Below are 16,501 nucleotides of genomic sequence, written 5' to 3' on the forward strand. Positions count from 1 at the left end.
AGCGGGCGGTCGCGCGAACGGGTCCCGGAGTGGATTGGACTCCGGGACCCGTTCACGCGTGAGCCTACGTGCAGGTATCACGACCGCCCCGCACCGGGCTGCCCCGTGTCAGTACGACTTGGGCAGGCCCAGGGACTGGTGGGAGACGTAGTTGAGGATCATTTCCCGGCTGACCGGGGCGATCCGGGCGACGCGGGCCGCGGTGATCAGGGATGCGAGGCCGTACTCGCGGGTGAGGCCGTTGCCGCCGAGGGTGTGGACGGCCTGGTCCACCGCCTTCACACAGGCCTCGCCCGCCGCGTACTTCGCCATGTTGGCGGCCTCGCCCGCGCCGATGTCGTCGCCGTCGTCGTAGAGCCGGGCGGCCTTCTGCATCATGAGCCGGGCCAGTTCGAGTTCGATGTGGGCCTGGGCGAGGGGGTGGGCGATGGCCTGGTGGGAGCCGATGGGTTCCTTCCAGACCTGGCGGGTCTTCGCGTAGTCGACGGCGCGGCCGAGGGCGTAGCGGCCCATGCCGATGCCGAACGCGGCGGTCATGATGCGTTCGGGGTTGAGTCCGGCGAAGAGCTGGAGCAGCCCGGCGTCCTCGTCCCCGACCAGGGCGTCGGCGGGCAGGCGTACGTCGTCGAGGACCAGCTCGAACTGCTTCTCCGGGGCCTGGAGTTCCATGTCGATCTGCGAGCGGCCGAAGCCGGGTGCGTCGCGCGGGACGATGAAGAGGCAGGGCTTGAGCCGGCCGGACCTGGCGTCCTCGGTGCGGCCGACGATGAGCGTGGCGTCGGCGATGTCGACGCCGGAGACGAAGACCTTGCGGCCGGTGAGCAGCCACTCCTCGCCGTCCTTGCGGGCGGTGGTGGTGATGCGGTGGGAGTTGGAGCCTGCGTCGGGTTCGGTGATGCCGAAGGCCATGGTGAGGCTGCCGTCGGCGAGGCCGGGGAGCCACTGGCGCTTCTGGGTGTCGGTGCCGAAGCGGGCGATGACGGTGCCGCAGATCGCCGGGGAGACCACCATCATCAGCAGCGGGCTGCCGGCCGCGCCCAGTTCCTCCAGGACTATGGAGAGTTCGGCCATGCCGCCGCCCCCGCCGCCGTACTCCTCGGGGAGGTTGACGCCGAGGTAGCCGAGCTTGGCGGCCTCGGTCCACAGTTCGCGCGGGTGGGCGCCGTCGCGGACGACGGAGGTCATGTAGTCGCGTCCGTAGCGCTTGCCGAGGGCGGTGACGGCGGCGCGCAGGGCCTGGTGCTCTTCGGTTTCGAGGTCGGTGCTCATGGCTTCGGTTCCTCCTGTACGTCTTGCACGACGGCGAGCAGGGCGCCGACCTCCACCTGGAGGCCGGGCGCGGCGTGGAGCGCGGCGAGGGTGCCGGAGGCGGGGGCGAGGATGCGGTGTTCCATCTTCATCGCCTCCAGCCAGATCAGGGGCTGTCCGGCCGTGACCGGGGCCCCCGCGGTGAGCCCCTCGGCGACGCGGACGACGGTGCCGGGCATGGGGGCGAGCAGGGAGCCGGGTTCGGTCCGGTCGGCGGGGTCGGTGAAGCGGGGCAGTGCGGTGAGGGTGTACGAGCCGGTGGCGGTGTCCACGTACGTGGTGTCGCCGTGGGCGGCGATGTCGAAGTGGTGGGTGACGCCGTCCGTTTCGAGGGTGACGCGGGTGGGCGCGGCGGCGATGACGCGTTCGCCGGTCTCGGGGACGGGGCCGGTGCGGGTGGTGCGGTAGACGGCCTGGTGTTCGGTGCCGTCGTCGGGTCGGGTGCGGTAGCGCTTGGTCCGGGGCTGCGAGGAGAGGTTGCGCCAGGCGCCGAGGCGGACGGGGAGCGGCCCCGGGCCGTGCTGCCGGGCCGCGGCGTCGGCGAGTGCGGCGGCCAGGGCGGCGCGGCGCGGTCCGGCCGCGCCGGGGTCCGGGGCCGGGGCGAGGGCGTCCAGGTGGCGGTCGTAGAAGCCGGTGTCGGGGCGGGCGGCGAGGAAGTCGGGGTGGCGCAGGGACCGTACGAGCAGGTCGCGGTTGGTGACCGGGCCGTGGACGCGGGCGCGTTCGAGGGTGCGGGCGAGGAGGCGTACGGCTTCGGTGCGGGTGGGGGCGTGGGCGATGACCTTGGCGATCATCGGGTCGTAGTGGACGCCGATGGTGTCGCCGTCGGTGTAGCCGGTGTCCAGGCGGATGCCTGGTTCGCCGGGGACGTCCAGGGTGTGCAGGGTGCCGGTCTGCGGCTGCCAGTCGCGGGTGGGGTCCTCGGCGTAGAGACGGGCCTCGACGGCGTGGCCGTGCGGGGCGGGGGGTGCGGGGGCGGGCAGGGGTCCGCCTTCGGCGACGCGGAGCTGGAGGGCGACGAGGTCGAGGCCGAAGACGGCCTCGGTGACGGGGTGTTCGACCTGGAGGCGGGTGTTCATCTCCAGGAAGTACGGGCGCCCGTCGGCGGCGAGGAGGAATTCGACGGTGCCCGCGCCCCGGTAGCCGACGGCCTGTGCGGCGGCCGTGGCGGCGTCGTGCAGCCGGGTCCGCAGCGTGTCGTCGAGCCCGGGTGCCGGGGCTTCCTCGATGACCTTCTGGTGGCGGCGCTGGAGCGAGCAGTCGCGGGTGCCCAGCGCCCAGACGGTGCCGTGTCCGTCCGCCATGACCTGGACCTCGATGTGGCGGCCGCGTTCCACGTACGGCTCCGCGAAGACCTCGCCGTCCCCGAACGCGGCGGTCGCCTCGGCGGTGGCGGCCGTCAGCTCGGCGGGCAGGTGGGCGAGTTCGCGGACGATCCGCATGCCGCGTCCGCCGCCGCCCGCCGCCGCCTTGAGCAGCAGCGGCAGGTCGTCGGCGGTGGCCCGTGCCGGGTCGACGGGGGCGAGCAGCGGCACCCCGGCGGCGGCCATCAGTTCCTTGGCGCGGGTCTTGGACGCCATCAGCTCGATGGCCTTGACCGGCGGGCCCACCCAGACGAGCCCGGCATCCTGCACGGCGCGGGCGAATCCGGCGTTCTCGGAGAGGAAGCCGTAGCCGGGGTGGACGGCGTCGGCGCCCGCCGCGCGCGCGGCGCGTACGACGAGGTCGCCGCGGAGGTAGGTGTCGGCCGGGGCGGCGCCGGGCAGCCGTACGGCGGTGTCGGCCTCCCGTACGTGCAGCGCGTCGGCGTCCGCGTCGGAGTACACCGCGACGGTGGCGATGCCGAGCGCGCGGCAGGTGCGGAAGATCCGGCAGGCGATCTCGCCCCGGTTGGCCACGAGCAGTGTGGAGATCATCTCGGTCATCCCTCGTCACATCCGGAAGACGCCGAAGCCGCCGCGGGCGCCTTCGACCGGGGCGGTGTGGATCGCGGACAGGCACATCCCGAGGACGGTCCTGGTGTCGCGCGGGTCGATGACCCCGTCGTCGTACAGCCGCCCGGACAGGAACATCGGCAGCGACTCCGACTCGATCTGCTGCTCGACCATGGCGCGCAGCGCGGCATCCGCCTCGTCGTCGTAGGGCCGGCCCTTGGCGGCGGCGGAGGCGCGGGCGACGATGGAGAGCACCCCGGCGAGCTGCTGCGGTCCCATGACGGCGGATTTGCTGCTGGGCCAGGCGAAGAGGAAGCGCGGGTCATAGGCCCGGCCGCACATGCCGTAGTGCCCGGCGCCGTACGAGGCTCCCATCAGGACCGACAGATGCGGGACCTTCGAGTTGGAGACCGCGTTGATCATCATCGCGCCGTGCTTGATGATGCCGCCCTGCTCGTACTCCTTGCCGACCATGTAGCCGGTGGTGTTGTGGAGGAAGACCAGCGGGATGTCGCGCTGGTTGGCGAGCTGGATGAACTGGGCGGCCTTCTGCGACTCCTCGCTGAACAGCACGCCCTGCGCGTTGGCGAGGATGCCGACGGGGTAGCCGTGCAGCCGCGCCCAGCCGGTGACCAGGCTGGTCCCGTAGAGCGGTTTGAAGGCGTCGAAGTCGGAGCCGTCGACGAGCCGGGCGATGACCTCGCGCGGGTCGAAGGGCACCTTGAGGTCGCCGGGCACGATGCCGATCAGCTCGTCCTCGTCGTACTTCGGCGGTTCGGCGGGGCCCGGATCGGGGTGTGCCTTGCGCCAGTGGAGGCGGGCGACGATCCGGCGGGCCCGGCGCAGCGCGTCCTGCTCGTCCACGGCGAAGTGGTCGGCGAGCCCGGAGGTGCGGGCGTGCATCTCGGCGCCGCCGAGCGATTCGTCGTCGCTCTCCTCACCGGTCGCCATCTTCACCAGGGGCGGTCCGCCGAGGAAGACCTTGGACCGTTCCTTGATCATGACGGTGTGGTCCGACATGCCGGGGACGTATGCCCCGCCCGCGGTGGAGTTCCCGAAGACGACGGCGACGGTGGGGATGCCGGCCGCCGAGAGCCGGGTGATGTCGCGGAAGAGCGCCCCGCCGGGGATGAAGATCTCCTTCTGCGAGGGGAGGTCGGCGCCGCCCGACTCGACGAGGCTGACGCAGGGCAGCCGGTTGGCGAAGGCGATCTCGTTGGCCCGCAGGGCCTTCTTGAGGGTCCAGGGGTTGGAGGCGCCGCCGCGTACGGTCGGGTCGTTGGCGGTGATCAGGCACTCCACGCCCTCGATCACCCCGATCCCGGTGATGAGCGAGGCGCCGATCGTGTACTCGCTGCCCCAGGCGGCGAGCGGCGAGAGCTCCAGGAACGGGGTGTCCTCGTCGATCAGCAGCTCGATGCGTTCGCGGGCCAGGAGCTTGCCGCGAGAGCGGTGCCGCGCCACGTACTTCTCGCCGCCGCCCGCCTGCGCCTTGGCGTGCTCGGCGGCCAGTTCGTCGAGCCTGGCGAGCATGGCCGTGCGGTGGGCGGCGTATTCGGGCCCCGCGGTGTCGAGCGCGGTGGGCAGGACGGTCATGCGTGCGCCTCCGGTGCGTGGACGGTCGTACGGGTGCCTCCGGGTACCTGGACGGCCCCGGGTACCTGGACGGTCATACGGGCGTCCCCGGGTACCTGGGCGGTCATGCGGGCGCCTCCGGTGCGTGGACGGTCGTACGGGTGCCTCCGGGTACCTGGACGGCCCCGGGTACCTGGGCGGTCATGCGGGCGCCTCCGGTGCCTGGGCGGTCATGCGGGCACCCCCGGGTACCTGGACGGTCATACGGGCGCCCCCGGGTACCTGGACGGTCATGCGGGTGCCTCCGGTGCCTGGGCGGTCTCCAGCAGCGATACGGGGATCGGCAGGTGCCGGGAGCGCAACCACTCCCCCACCGCCTTGGCCTGCGGGTCGAACCGGTGCTGGGCGGCGACGCCCTCGCCGAGCAGCCCGTGGACGGTGAAGTTCAGCGCGCGCAGATTCGGCAGGAGGTGGCGTACGACGGTGAGGGCGGCGGTCTCCGGCAGCAGCTCCCGGAACCGTTCGATGGTCAGTTCATGGGCCAGCCACCGCCAGGCGTCCTCGTCCACGGCCCATACGCCCACGTTGGCGTCCCCGCCCTTGTCGCCGCTGCGGGCGCCCGCGATCCGGCCGAGCGGGGCGGAACGGGTGGGGCCGGGGTCCGGCAGGGGCGCGGGCAGGGGCGGTTCGGCGGCGTCCCGGAGCGGGCGGGTCGTCGCGGGGTGCGCCAGCTCCTGTCGCCGCCCGTCGGGGAGCACGGCGATGTGCGGGACCTCCCCGGCCGGTACGTACCGGGCCTCGAACACCCCGTACGGCGTGCCCTTGCCGGGCGGGGCGGTGACGTGGAAGCCGGGGTAGCTGCCGAGGGCCAGCTCGATCGCGGCGCCGGAGACCGCGCGCCCGACGGCGTCCTGGTCCGGGTCGCGGACGACGAGCCGGAGCAGGGCGCTCGCGGTCTCCTCGGTGGCGGCGTCGGCCCGGTCGGTCCGGGACAGCTCCCACCGCACCTCGCGGGGTGCGGCGCCGGAGCGGGCGAGCGCGTCGGCGAACTGTTCCCGGACCAGCCCGGCCTTGGCCTCGACATCGAGGCCGGTGAGTACGAAGACCACCTCGTTGCGCCAGCCGCCGAGCCGGTTCAGCCCGGCCTTGAGGGTGGGCGGCGGGGCCTCGCCGCGCACCCCGGAGATCCTGACCCGGTCGGGTCCGTCCTGGGTCAGCCGTACGGTGTCGAGCCGGGCGGTGACGTCCGGTCCGGCGTACCGGGCGCCGCCGGTCTCGTACAGCAGCTGGGCGGTGACGGTGCCGATGTCGACGACGCCGCCGGTGCCGTCGTGCTTGGTGATGACACAGGAGCCGTCGGCATGGATCTCGGCGACGGGGAAGCCGGGCCTGCGCAGGTCGTGGCCCCGGAAGAAGGAGTAGTTGCCGCCGGTGGCCTGGGTGCCGCACTCCAGGACGTGTCCGGCGACGACGGCCCCGGCGAGCGCGTCGTGGTCGTCGGGTCCCCAGCCGAAGTGGGCGGCGGCGGGTCCGGTGACCAGTGCGGCGTCGGTGACCCGCCCGGTGACGACGATGTCCGCGCCCGCTTCGAGGCAGGCGGCGATCCCGGCGCCGCCGAGGTAGGCGTTGGCGGTGAGGAACCCCTCGGGGACGGGCAGGCCGTCGCCCTCCACATGCGCGACGCGCACGGGTATGCCGGTCTTCGCGGCCAGTTCCCGTACGGCGTCGGCCAGCCCGGCCGGATTGAGTCCGCCCGCGTTGGCGACGATCCGTACGCCGCGTTCCCGGGCGAGCCCGAGGCCCTCTTCGAGCTGGCGCAGGAAGGTGGTGGCGTAGCCGCGCGTGGGGTCCTTGAGCCTGCTCCGGCCGAGGATGAGCATGGTCAACTCGGCCAGGTAGTCCCCGGTGAGGACGTCGAGCGGCCCGCCGGTGAGCATCTCGCGCATCGCGTCGAAGCGGTCGCCGTAGAACCCGGAGGCGTTGCCGATCCGCAGTACGCCGGTCACGCGGGGTCCGTCCGGGGCGCCCGGCCCGGTCCGGGTGGCCCGGCGAACGCCTGGGCGATGTCGAGCCAGCGGTCGGCGTCGGGGCCGGACGCCCGGACGGCGAGGTCGTCGCGGTGGGCGCGCCGGGTGACGAGCAGGCAGAAGTCGACGAGCGGTCCGGTGACCCGCTGGGCGGCGTCCTCCGGGCCGAAGGCGACCGCCCCGCCGTCCGGGGCTTCGAGCTCGACCCGGAACTCCTCCCCGGGCGCCTCGATCCCGTGCACCAGACAGGCGTAGTCGCGGGCGCGCACCCCGATCCGGGCGACGTGCCGCAGCCGGGCGGTGGGGGTCCTGGTGGCCCCGAGGGCGTCGGCGATGTCCTGGCCGTGCGCCCAGGTCTCCATGATCCGGGCGGTCGCCATGGACGCGACGCCCATCGGCGGCCCGTACCAGGGGATGCGGGTGCCCGCCGGAGCCTCCCGCAGCACCCTTTCCAGCCGGTGCCGCCCGTCGCGCCACCGGGTGAGCAGCGCCGCCGGGGCGAGGGCGTCGGCGATCTCCTCGGCGCCCCGGTCCACGAAGGAGTCGGGTGCCTTCATGGCCTTGGCCGTCTCCGCCGCGAAGGCATCGGCGTCGGTGGCGGCGAGCAGCGCGACCTCGTCGGTCCAGGTGAGATGGGCGATCTGGTGGGCGATGCTCCAGCCGGGCGCGGGGGTCGGCGCGGCCCATTGCTCAGCGCTCAACTCCCCCACCAGCAGGTCGACTTCGGCGCTCTCGTCACGCAGATCGTCGATCACGGCTGCGACTTCGGACACGGTGCGCTCCCCTCGGGGCATGGCGGTGTGCCCAGGAGCATGGCAGCGGAGCAATAAACAAGCAAGCATGCTTGCATTATTTTTTCGGGACGAGTGTGCGCGGGGGCGGGGCAGGAGGCCGGTCGGGAGGGGACGGGTGCCGGTCGAGAGGGACGCCGCAGGGGCAGCGGGCGGGGCGGCGGGCGCGCGGGGCGGCGGGGACGGCGCGCGAGGTGGCGGGCGCGCGAGGCGGCCAGCGCGGGCGGGGCGGCAGGCGCGGGCGGGGCGGCAAGCGCGGGCGCGCGGGGACGGCGCGGACGGGCAGGCAGACACGGACGCGCGGGCAGACGCGGGCGGGCGGGCAGACGCGGGCGCGCGGGCAGACGCGGGCGCGCGGGCAGACGCGGACGCGCGGGCAGACGCGGACGCGCAGGGACGGCGCAGACGGGCAGGCAGACGCGCGGGGCAGCGCGAGGTAGCGGGCGCGGTAGCGGGCGTGCGGGGCAGCACGGGCCGGGGCCCGGCCGGGAAGGGCGGCGCCGGCGCGGTCGCGCTTCTGACGGACCGTGTGGGCCTCAGACGACCACGGCGATGACGACAGCCGAGACCAGGGCGAAGAAGCAGCCCGCCGCGGTGAGCACGGTCCTGGCGTGGCGCATGCCGAAGGACGGGGCCCGGGTGGTCGCGTCCTCCGGGTTCGCCGGGCTGTAGTGGACGGTCACGAAGTCGCCCTCGGCCGGAGCGATGCGCGACTGGCGCTCCTCGAAGCTGACGGTGCGCCCGTCGTCGGTACGGAACTCCAGGGTGGGGTGGGTGTGCTGGACGAACCCGCCCTCCGCGTCCTGGGCCTCCTCGGTGCGCAGCCCGGTGCACCGGGCCTCGGCCGTACGGCCCTGCGCCCAGAGGGCCCGGAGCCGGGGGCCCTGGAGGTGGCGGTCCATGTTCTTCCCGAAGATCACGGCCGCACCCGCGGCGACGACGAAGTAGAGGACGGCGACGACCATGGACTCTCCCGGCGGGATCTCGCGGACGAGCCGCCATGGTCCCGTGCGCGGGACCGGACCGACAAGGCCCCGGCCCCGACGCCGTCGGCCGGACGCGTTCCGTACGGCGTCCACCGCCGCACGGTCGTACGACGGGCCGCCCGTGCCAGGGTGTGGATCGAAAGCGGCGTCGTCCGCCCGGCGGGCCCGGCGGTGTCCGGTGCGTGCTATCGCGACAACGCGGCGAGCGTGCGTGCGTGCCGGACCCCGTCGGGCAGACGGGAGTGCAGACGGGAGTTCCGATGCACGCCCCCGGAGGCTCAGGTGCGTTCGCGGGGTTTCGCGCGCCGGGTCTGGCTGCGTACCGCACCCATGCTCGCCCCGATGACCAGCGCGATGGCCAGTGCGTCGGTGGTCGTCAGGGCCTGGTCGAGGATGAGGAATCCGGCCGTGGCCGCGATCGCCGGCTCCAGGCTCATCAGGATCGCGAAGGTGGGCGCGGGCAGACGGCGCAGCGCCATGAGTTCGAGCGTGTACGGCAGCACCGAGCTGAGCATCGCCACCGCCGCGCCCAGCCCCAGCGTGGACGGGACGAGCAGCTTCGAGCCGGATTCCATGAGGCCGAGGGGCAGCGAGAGGAGCGCGGCGACGACCATGGCCAGGGCCAGGCCGTCCGCCTGGGGGAAGCGGCGGCCTGTGCGGGCGCTGAAGACGATGTACGTCGCCCACATCGCGCCCGCGCCGAGGGCGTAGGCGGCGCCCACCGGATCGAGGCGGTCGAAGCCCCCGCCGCCCAGCAGCACCACTCCGCCCAGGGCGAGCCCGGCCCAGACCACGTTGATCAGCCGACGGGACGCGATCACCGAGAGGGCGAGCGGCCCCAGCACCTCCAGGGTGACGGCCGCGCCCAGCGGGATGCGGTCGGCGGCCTGGTAGAAGAGCGTGTTCATGCCGCCCATGGCCAGCCCGAAGGCGAGGACCGTGCCCCAGTCGGCGCGCGAGTGGCCGCGCACCGTCGGGCGGCAGACGACCAGCAGCACGAGCGCGGCCACGGCCAGGCGCAGCGTGACGACGCCGAGCGCACCGGCCCTCGGCATCAGCAGCACGGCGACGGCGGAGCCGAACTGGACGGAGAGGCCGCCCGCGACCACCAGCGCGACCGGGGCGAGCGCCGCACCCCGGCCCCTGACCCCGGCGGGGGCCGCCCCGCCGAGAGCGGGCGCCGCCTCGGGTACGGCGACGGCCGCGGCCCGCTCCACGGCCGCCGCGGCCGCCGGGGCCCCTGCTGCACTGCGCTGGTCGTTCACCTGCGGTGTTCCTCCCGAATCCGATCGTTCAGCTCAATGCACTGTTCGATCCAAGATACTGCACTCTGCTCATGCGGTACGTCCTCTTACGGTAGGTACCTCCGCGTGCCACGTGAAATGTCGATCGCGCTGCGGTTATGCTCCCGGCGCATGAGCATCGGGCGTTCCGGACAAAGCACCGGCCGAGGCGCCGGGTACGGCACCGGACACGGCGCCGTACCCGGCACGGGGCCCAGCGCGGGGCCCAGCACCGGCCGAGGCATCGAGATCCGCCATCTGCGCGCCTTCCTCGCCGTGGCCGACGAAGGCAACGTCACCCGCGCCGCCGCCCGTCTGCGCCTGACCCAGCCCGCGGTCTCCCGCACCCTCGCCGCCCTGGAGCGGCACCTCGGCGTGCGGCTCGTCGACCGGTCCACCCACCACCTCGCCCTCACCCCCGAGGGCGTCGTGTTCCGGGACAAGGCCGCCGCCGCGGTCGCCGCCTTCGACGAGGCGCTCGACTCCGAGGGGCTGCACCACTGGCCGCTGCGGCTCGGGCACGCCTGGTCGGCGTTCGGCCCGTACACCACACCGCTGTTGCGCCGCTGGCAGGAACGGTATCCACGGACCCCGCTCGAACTGCTGCGGATCGACGACCGCACCGCAGGGCTCACCCGCGGCGAGGTCGACGCCGCGCTGCTGCGGGGCCCGGTGGGGGCGCCCGGTCTCGTCACCGAGGTGCTGTTCGAGGAGGACCGGGTGGCGGCGGTGACGGCAGACGGCCCGCTCGCGGACCGCGCGGCACTGCGCCTCGCCGACCTGGCGGGCGAGACCGTCGTCCTCAACACCGTCTCGGGCACCACCACGGTGGAGCTGTGGCCACCGTCCGCCCGCCCCGTCGCGACCCTCACCGTCGCCAATACCGACGACTGGCTGACCGCCATCGCGGCGGGCCGGGGCGTCGGCGTCTCCGCCGCCTCCACGGCCGGCATGCACCCGCACCCGGGTGTCACCTACCGCCCGCTGACCGACGCCCCGCCCGTCCCCGTACTCCTCGCCCGGCGGGACGTCCCCGGGCATCCGGCACTGCCGGACCTGGTCGCGCTGGCGCGCGAGGTGGTGGGGCGGGGTGCCGCCGGAGCCTGAGACACCGGCCGGACCACCGACACGTCCGCCCCGGACACCGCCCCGAACGCTCTGGACACGTTTGGACCGGTCCGGGCCGCCCGGCTAATCCGACGCCCTCAGGGCCGCTCCCGCGGAGGCGACATGCAGGGCGATGACGACCTCGTCGCCCTCCCACCGGCCCCGCTCCGAGATCGCGAGGCCGATCAGCGCCAGCTCCCCGGCCCGGTCCCGCAGTGCGTACTGCTCATGGGTCTCCTCGGGAAGGTCCCCCGACTCGTCGCGCTCCCAGGCTTTCACCGCGGCCTCGGCCACGTCCCTGGCCAGCCGCACGGTGATCGGCCCGATCTGGGCATCGATGTGCTTCCCGATCGCCGCCAGCACCTTCGAGTCTTCCCGATACCGGACGTACTGCTCGTGATCCACCACAGGTGGAGGTTACGCGGGGCCGCTGCCCCTTGTCCCGCCCCGATTCCCGCCCCATGGCGGGCGGATGGGCGACGCCGGCAGCGTAAAACCAGCCGCCGACGGCCCGGCGCGTCCGGCCCCCGCCGCGCGGCGGGGGGCGGTGCCGTGCCGTCAGGCCGCCGGGGCGGGTTCGCGGCAGGGCCTGCACAGGCCGTCGCGGAATGCCTCGGGCCTTCCGGGTGCGCCGCACTCGGTGCATTCGATCATCAGGCGGCGTGCGGGAGTCGGCCCGGCGGTGGGGTTCGCGGTGGGCAGGCGGGGCGGGAGCTTGTCGTGGAGGCGGCGGCGGACGAAGCCGAAGGGGGAGTCGACGGACGCGGGGGGCCCGGCGGTGAGGGCGTGCGTCAGATAGTCGGCGTCCACACCGCGTGCCAGCCACTCGGCGGCCGCCTGTTCCAGCGCCGCGCAGTCCGCCGCCGAGAGCGCGAGACGGGGGTCGGTGCGGCCGAGGCGGGCCAGGGCGGCGAAGGCGGGAGAGGGTCCCGGCTGCGGCTGCGCGGTGCGCTGTTGCGGCACCGTCGGGGCGGACGGCCGTGCCGGGACGGGGTCGCGGTCGCGGTCGGATGCGGGGTCGGGCCCGTGTGCGGGTGCGGGCTCAGGTGCGGGCTCGGGTGCGGGTGCTTCCTTCGGGGTGTCCGCCTCCGTGGCGGCTGCCGACGGCTGCGGCGCGGGGGCGCTCTCCTCGGCGGTCAGGAAGGCGTTCCACCACTCGTTGTCATGGGCGGTGCGGGACCAGAAGGTCCGGGTCACCCAGCGGACCTGGTCGCCCTCGCCGCTCAGGCACCGCACATGCCGCAGGTGGCCCGCCACGCCCAGGGCCCGCAGCGCGCTGCCCACGGCCATCTGGCCGTACAACGGCTGGCTCTTCGCCAGCGACTTGATGTCCATCGCCGCGCCCTCGGGCAACGCCTCCACGAACCCGGCGATATGCCGCTCACGTTCGGGGAGGAGGGCGAAGTCGCTCTCCCGGGGCGCGCGTTGCTCCCGCACGGAACGCTTTCCGTAGCCGGGCCTGGCCTTCGGGTGGGCGCGCGAGGATGCGGGCGCACGCAGGACAGGGCTAAGGTTTGAGACAGCCACGGGATCGCCTATCTCTCGATCTTGGGGTCAGACCCCGGCCGGTGCTGTGAACACCGCGTCGGGGTCATTACGTTGGGCACCGTAAGCACCCGCGACTGCGCGCCGCAAGCTGGTCACGATTAGTCATACTTGCTGGCCGTGACGGGGTGGGGAGGGCGGGGAGGTCTCCCCAAACCCCCTCATTCACCTACCGGTTGTACGTCATCGCTCGAATCCCGACGCCCGGATCCCGGCCCCCGAAGCCCGGAACTCAAGACCCGGCCCCGGACCTCTCCTCGTACCCACGAAAGAGTGAACAAGCCCTGTCCGGAGCTCGAAGCCCGAAGCCCGAAGCTCGGAGACCGGAGCCCGAAGCCCGAAGCTCGGAGATCGGGGCTCGAAGCCCGGAGACCGAAGCTCGGAACGCGCCGTAGCGGCCCTCCCTGCCCCGCGACGGAAAGCGGACCGATTCCGTCCGCCATCGGTCCTGCGGTGTGCCGTGCAACGACGCCTTCAACCGGGCGGCCGCCCGCCCCTGGCGCCCACCCCTCGCACCGATTCCTGGGACCACATTATGGACTTCGTCTCGATCCGCATCATCACCGCCGACGTCGCGCGCCTCGTGGCGTTCTACGAGCGGATCACGGGGGTCACGGCCGACCGCGCCACCGAGGACTTCGCGGAACTGCGCCTGCCCCACGCCACGCTCGCGATCGGCAGCGAACGCACCGTGCCGATGTTCGCCCCCGGCTCGGCCCGGCCCGCGGCGAACAGCAGCGTCGTCATCGAGTTCCTCGTCGACGACGTGGACCGCGTCCACCGGGACCTGACCGGGTTCGTCGCCGACTTCGTCAAGGAGCCGACCACCATGCCGTGGGGGAACCGGGCGCTGCTCTTCCGCGACCCGGACGGGAACCTCGTCAACTTCTTCACGCCCGTCACCCCGGAGGCCGTCGAGAAGTTCGCGGCGCGCCGCACCGCGTAGTCACTCGGCCTCCTCCCCCAGGCCCTCCGCCAGCACCTGGGCCAGATGCCGTGCCCGTACGCCGCCCAGCTGTTCCAGCTGGGTCCGGCAGGAGAAGCCGTCCGCCAGGATCTCCGTGCCCGGTTCGGCGGCCCGTACCGAGGGCAGCAGGCTCTCCTCCGCGCAGGCCGCCGACACCTCCCAGTGGCCCCGTTCGAAGCCGAAGTTCCCGGCCAGGCCGCAACAGCCGCCGCTCAGCTCGCCCGTCAGTCCGGCGCGCTCGCGCAGCCGGCGTTCCGCCGCGTCGCCCAGGACCGCGTGCTGGTGGCAGTGGGTCTGGCCGATGGCCGGGCGGTCCAGGCGGGGCGGCCGCCAGTCGGGGGCGTACTCCTCCAGGTACTGGGCCAGCGTCCTGACCGACGCGGCCAGTTCGGCGGCTCTCGGGTCGTCGGTGAGGAGTTCGGGCAGGTCGGTGCGGAGGGTGGCGGCGCAGCTCGGTTCGAGGACGACCAGGGGGGTGCCGAGTGCGCCGCCCAGCCGGTCCAGGGTGCGGCGCATGACCCTGCGGGCCTTGTCGAGCTGGCCCGTCGAGACGTAGGTCAGGCCGCAGCACAGCCCGCGCCCGGCGGGCACGGCGCGGCGGCCCGCCGCCTCCAGGACCCGCACCGCCGCCCGGCCCGCCTCGGGCGAGAGGTGCTCGGTGAAGGTGTCGGGCCAGATCATGGCCGGTTCGTCGGCCGAGGGGGTGGACGCGTCCGTGCCCCCGCGCCGGTTCAGCCACCGGGTGAACGTCTCCCGCGCCAGGACCGGAATCCCGCGCTCCGGCGTGATGCCCGCCAGCCGCTTGGCGAGGGCGGCGAGAAGGCGCACCCGGGCCAGTGCGTTCAGCGGGGCCGCGAAGGGGGCCGCGAGGCGCAGCCATGCCGGCAGCCGGCCCATCGTGTAGTGGGCGGCGGGGCGCAGTCGGCGGCGGTAGTGGTGGTGCAGGAACTCCGCCTTGTACGTGGCCATGTCGACCCCCACCGGGCAGTCGCTGCGGCAGCCCTTGCAGGACAGGCAGAGGTCGAGCGCGTCCCGCACCTCCGTCGAGCGCCAGCCGCCCGCGATCACCCCGCCCGCGCCTGCGCCTGTGCCTGCCCCTGCGCCTGCGCCCGTTCCCGTACTCGATCCCCCGGCCCCACTCGTTTCCGTGCCCGCACCCGTTCCCGTACCCGGCTCCCCGCCCGTTCCCGCGAGCATCTCGTGGAGCAGGCGGGCTCGGCCGCGCGTGGAGTGGGTCTCCTCGCCGGTCGCCCGGAAGGAGGGGCACATCACGGACGGGCCCGAGATCTCCTTCGTACGGCACTTGGCGACGCCCACGCACCGCCGCACCGCCGCCGTGAAGTCGCCGCCGTCGTGCGGATAGCCGAACTCGACGTCGACCGGGCGCTTCGGCAGCACCGCGAAGCGGAGGTTCTCGTCGAGCCGGGCGGGGCGGGCGAGGATGCCGGGGTTCATGCCGCCGTCCGGGTCCCAGATGTCCTTGAAGCGGGAGAAGAGGGCGACCAGGTCGTCCCCGTACATGCGCGGCAGCAGTTCGGCGCGGGCCTGGCCGTCGCCGTGCTCGCCGCTCAGCGATCCGCCGTGCGCGACGACCAGGTCCGCGAGCTCCTCGGAGAAGCGGCGGAAGCGGGCCACGCCCGGGGGGCTCAGCAGGTCGAAGTCGATCCGGACATGGATGCAGCCGTCGCCGAAGTGCCCGTACGGGGTGCCGCGCAGCCCGTGTGCGGCGAGCAGGGCGCGGAAGTCGCGGAGGTACCCGCCGAGCCGGGCGGGCGGCACGGCGCAGTCCTCCCAGCCGGGCCAGGCCTCGGTGCCGTCCGGCATCCGGGTCGCGGTGCCCGCGGCGTCCTCGCGGATGCGCCACAGGGCCCGCTGTCCGGCGGGGTCGGTGACGACGGTGGCGTCCAGGGCGTCGGCCGCCCGGAGGATGCGTTCGGCGTGCGCCCGCGCCTCGGCGGGGGTGGCACCGCCCGTCTCGACGAAGAGCCAGGCACCGCCGCGCGGCAGTCCGGCCGCCTCCCGTACGAGGTCGGCGGCCATGCCCTCGACGGTGAGCGGGCGGTACGGGAGCAGGCCGGGGGCGGCTTCGGCGGCGGCCGCCTCGTCGGCGTGGCCGAGCACGGCCAGCGCGCGGGCCGCCGGAGCCTCCACCAGGCGCACGGTCGCCTCCGTCACCACGCCGAGCGTCCCCTCGCTGCCGCAGAAGGCGCGGGCGAGGTCGGTGCCGCGCTCCGGCAGCAGGGCGTCCAGGGCGTACCCGGAGATGCGGCGCGGGAGTTCGGGGAAGCCGGTGCGCAGCGCGGCGAGGTGGCCGCCGATGAGTTCGGGGAGGCCGGTCAGGGCCTCGGGGACGGCGCCCCGGCCCAGGCGCAGGGTGTCGCCGCCGTAGCGGGTCACGGTCAGGGCCCGCGTGTTGTCGGCCGTGGTGCCCCAGGCGACCGAGTGCGCGCCGCAGGAGTTGTTGCCGATCATGCCGCCCAGCGTGCAGCGGCCGTGCGTGGACGGGTCGGGGCCGAAGGTGAGGCCGTGCGGGGCGGCGGCGGTGCGCAGTTCGTCCAGGATCACGCCCGGCTGGACGACCGCGGTGCGGGAGCCGGGGTCCAGTGCGAGGATCCCGTTCAGATGGCGGGTGAGATCGAGCACCACGCCGGTGCCGGTGGCCTGTCCGGCGATGGAGGTGCCGCCGCCGCGCGGCACCACGGGCACGCCGTGCGCACGGCAGACCGCCAGCGCGGCGGCCACGTCGTCGGCGTCGCGCGGGGCGACGGTGCCGAGCGGGACTCGGCGGTAGTTGGAGGCGTCCATCGTGGTCAACGCCCTTGCTGTGGAGCCGAATTCGACCTCGCCGCGGATCGCGGAGCGCAGCGCCGAAGCGAGTTCGGTGCGTTCCGTCGGTTTCTTTCGTTCGGCCATGGGGCCCAGGATGCCGTTGATCGGGCCGCTCGGCCTTCCGGCGCCGCACGTTTCCCCCGAATACG

Annotated in this window: 12 protein-coding genes; 2 read left to right on the forward strand and 10 right to left on the reverse strand. The window is 74.2% G+C overall.

All coding sequences use genetic code 11. From position 1 onward, the window contains the following. Nucleotides 1–108: 108 nt before the first annotated feature. The 7 genes from ACFVFH_RS24310 to ACFVFH_RS24340 form a co-directional block, all read right to left on the reverse strand. Nucleotides 109–1,269 (reverse strand): acyl-CoA dehydrogenase family protein, encoded by a 1,161-nt coding sequence (locus tag ACFVFH_RS24310; RefSeq protein ID WP_383772252.1) that lies wholly within the window; start codon nucleotides 1,267–1,269, stop codon nucleotides 109–111. Continuing rightward, nucleotides 1,266–3,224 (reverse strand): acetyl/propionyl/methylcrotonyl-CoA carboxylase subunit alpha, encoded by a 1,959-nt coding sequence (locus ACFVFH_RS24315; RefSeq protein WP_383772704.1) that lies wholly within the window; start codon nucleotides 3,222–3,224, stop codon nucleotides 1,266–1,268. Before ACFVFH_RS24315 ends, ACFVFH_RS24310 begins: the two co-directional genes overlap by 4 nt. 15 nt (nucleotides 3,225–3,239) lie before the next feature. Next, the gene (locus ACFVFH_RS24320) at nucleotides 3,240–4,838 is read right to left on the reverse strand and encodes an acyl-CoA carboxylase subunit beta (RefSeq protein WP_383772254.1); all 1,599 of its coding nucleotides are present in this window, start codon (nucleotides 4,836–4,838) and stop codon (nucleotides 3,240–3,242) included. A 269-nt stretch (nucleotides 4,839–5,107) separates the two neighbouring features. Beyond that, nucleotides 5,108–6,763: an acyclic terpene utilization AtuA family protein gene (locus tag ACFVFH_RS24325; protein WP_383772706.1), complete on the reverse strand. Its 1,656-nt coding sequence runs from the start codon at nucleotides 6,761–6,763 to the stop codon at nucleotides 5,108–5,110. A 56-nt stretch (nucleotides 6,764–6,819) separates the two neighbouring features. Then, nucleotides 6,820–7,617, reverse strand: coding sequence for a TIGR03084 family metal-binding protein (locus ACFVFH_RS24330; protein WP_383772256.1), 798 nt, complete (start codon nucleotides 7,615–7,617; stop codon nucleotides 6,820–6,822). Between the two features lie 554 nt (nucleotides 7,618–8,171). Next, on the reverse strand, nucleotides 8,172–8,600 hold the full coding sequence (locus tag ACFVFH_RS24335; protein WP_383772258.1) for a DUF3592 domain-containing protein: 429 nt from the start codon (nucleotides 8,598–8,600) through the stop codon (nucleotides 8,172–8,174). A gap of 299 nt (nucleotides 8,601–8,899) precedes the next feature. Then, on the reverse strand, nucleotides 8,900–9,886 hold the full coding sequence (locus ACFVFH_RS24340; RefSeq protein WP_383772260.1) for a DMT family transporter: 987 nt from the start codon (nucleotides 9,884–9,886) through the stop codon (nucleotides 8,900–8,902). 261 nt (nucleotides 9,887–10,147) lie between these two features. Between ACFVFH_RS24340 and ACFVFH_RS24345 the strand changes: the two genes are divergently transcribed. Continuing rightward, complete coding sequence (locus tag ACFVFH_RS24345; RefSeq protein ID WP_383772708.1) at nucleotides 10,148–11,011, forward strand: LysR family transcriptional regulator; 864 nt, start codon at nucleotides 10,148–10,150, stop codon at nucleotides 11,009–11,011. Between the two features lie 84 nt (nucleotides 11,012–11,095). Here the strand turns inward: ACFVFH_RS24345 and ACFVFH_RS24350 are convergent, their stop codons facing one another. Further along, complete coding sequence (locus ACFVFH_RS24350) at nucleotides 11,096–11,419, reverse strand: hypothetical protein (RefSeq protein WP_383772261.1); 324 nt, start codon at nucleotides 11,417–11,419, stop codon at nucleotides 11,096–11,098. A gap of 150 nt (nucleotides 11,420–11,569) precedes the next feature. Next, nucleotides 11,570–12,538 carry a MarR family transcriptional regulator gene (locus tag ACFVFH_RS24355; protein ID WP_383772263.1) on the reverse strand — a complete coding sequence of 323 codons (969 nt, stop codon included), beginning with the start codon at nucleotides 12,536–12,538 and terminating at the stop codon, nucleotides 11,570–11,572. A gap of 553 nt (nucleotides 12,539–13,091) precedes the next feature. On the opposite strand from ACFVFH_RS24355, the gene ACFVFH_RS24360 reads away from it, so the two are divergent. After that, nucleotides 13,092–13,502, forward strand: a complete 411-nt coding sequence (locus tag ACFVFH_RS24360; RefSeq protein ID WP_383772265.1) for a VOC family protein — start codon at nucleotides 13,092–13,094, stop codon at nucleotides 13,500–13,502. Here ACFVFH_RS24360 and ACFVFH_RS24365 read toward each other — a convergent pair whose 3' ends face one another. Next, nucleotides 13,503–16,436 (reverse strand): FAD-binding and (Fe-S)-binding domain-containing protein, encoded by a 2,934-nt coding sequence (locus tag ACFVFH_RS24365; RefSeq protein ID WP_383772267.1) that lies wholly within the window; start codon nucleotides 16,434–16,436, stop codon nucleotides 13,503–13,505. Nucleotides 16,437–16,501 lie beyond the last annotated feature (65 nt).

The organism is Streptomyces sp. NPDC057697 (assembly GCF_042799335.1).
Classification (GTDB): Bacteria; Actinomycetota; Actinomycetes; order Streptomycetales; family Streptomycetaceae; genus Streptomyces.

Excerpts from the sequence above, each read along its gene's own strand:
- ACFVFH_RS24360 (WP_383772265.1), top strand. The coding sequence starts at position 13,092 with ATGGACTTCGTCTCGATCCGCATCATCACCGCCGACGTCGCGCGCCTC.
- ACFVFH_RS24365 (WP_383772267.1), bottom strand. The coding sequence starts at position 16,436 with ATGGCCGAACGAAAGAAACCGACGGAACGCACCGAACTCGCTTCGGCG.
- ACFVFH_RS24310 (WP_383772252.1), bottom strand. The coding sequence starts at position 1,269 with ATGAGCACCGACCTCGAAACCGAAGAGCACCAGGCCCTGCGCGCCGCC.
- ACFVFH_RS24325 (WP_383772706.1), bottom strand. The coding sequence starts at position 6,763 with ATGCGCGAGATGCTCACCGGCGGGCCGCTCGACGTCCTCACCGGGGAC.
- ACFVFH_RS24315 (WP_383772704.1), bottom strand. The coding sequence starts at position 3,224 with ATGATCTCCACACTGCTCGTGGCCAACCGGGGCGAGATCGCCTGCCGG.
- ACFVFH_RS24335 (WP_383772258.1), bottom strand. The coding sequence starts at position 8,600 with ATGGTCGTCGCCGTCCTCTACTTCGTCGTCGCCGCGGGTGCGGCCGTG.
- ACFVFH_RS24320 (WP_383772254.1), bottom strand. The coding sequence starts at position 4,838 with ATGACCGTCCTGCCCACCGCGCTCGACACCGCGGGGCCCGAATACGCC.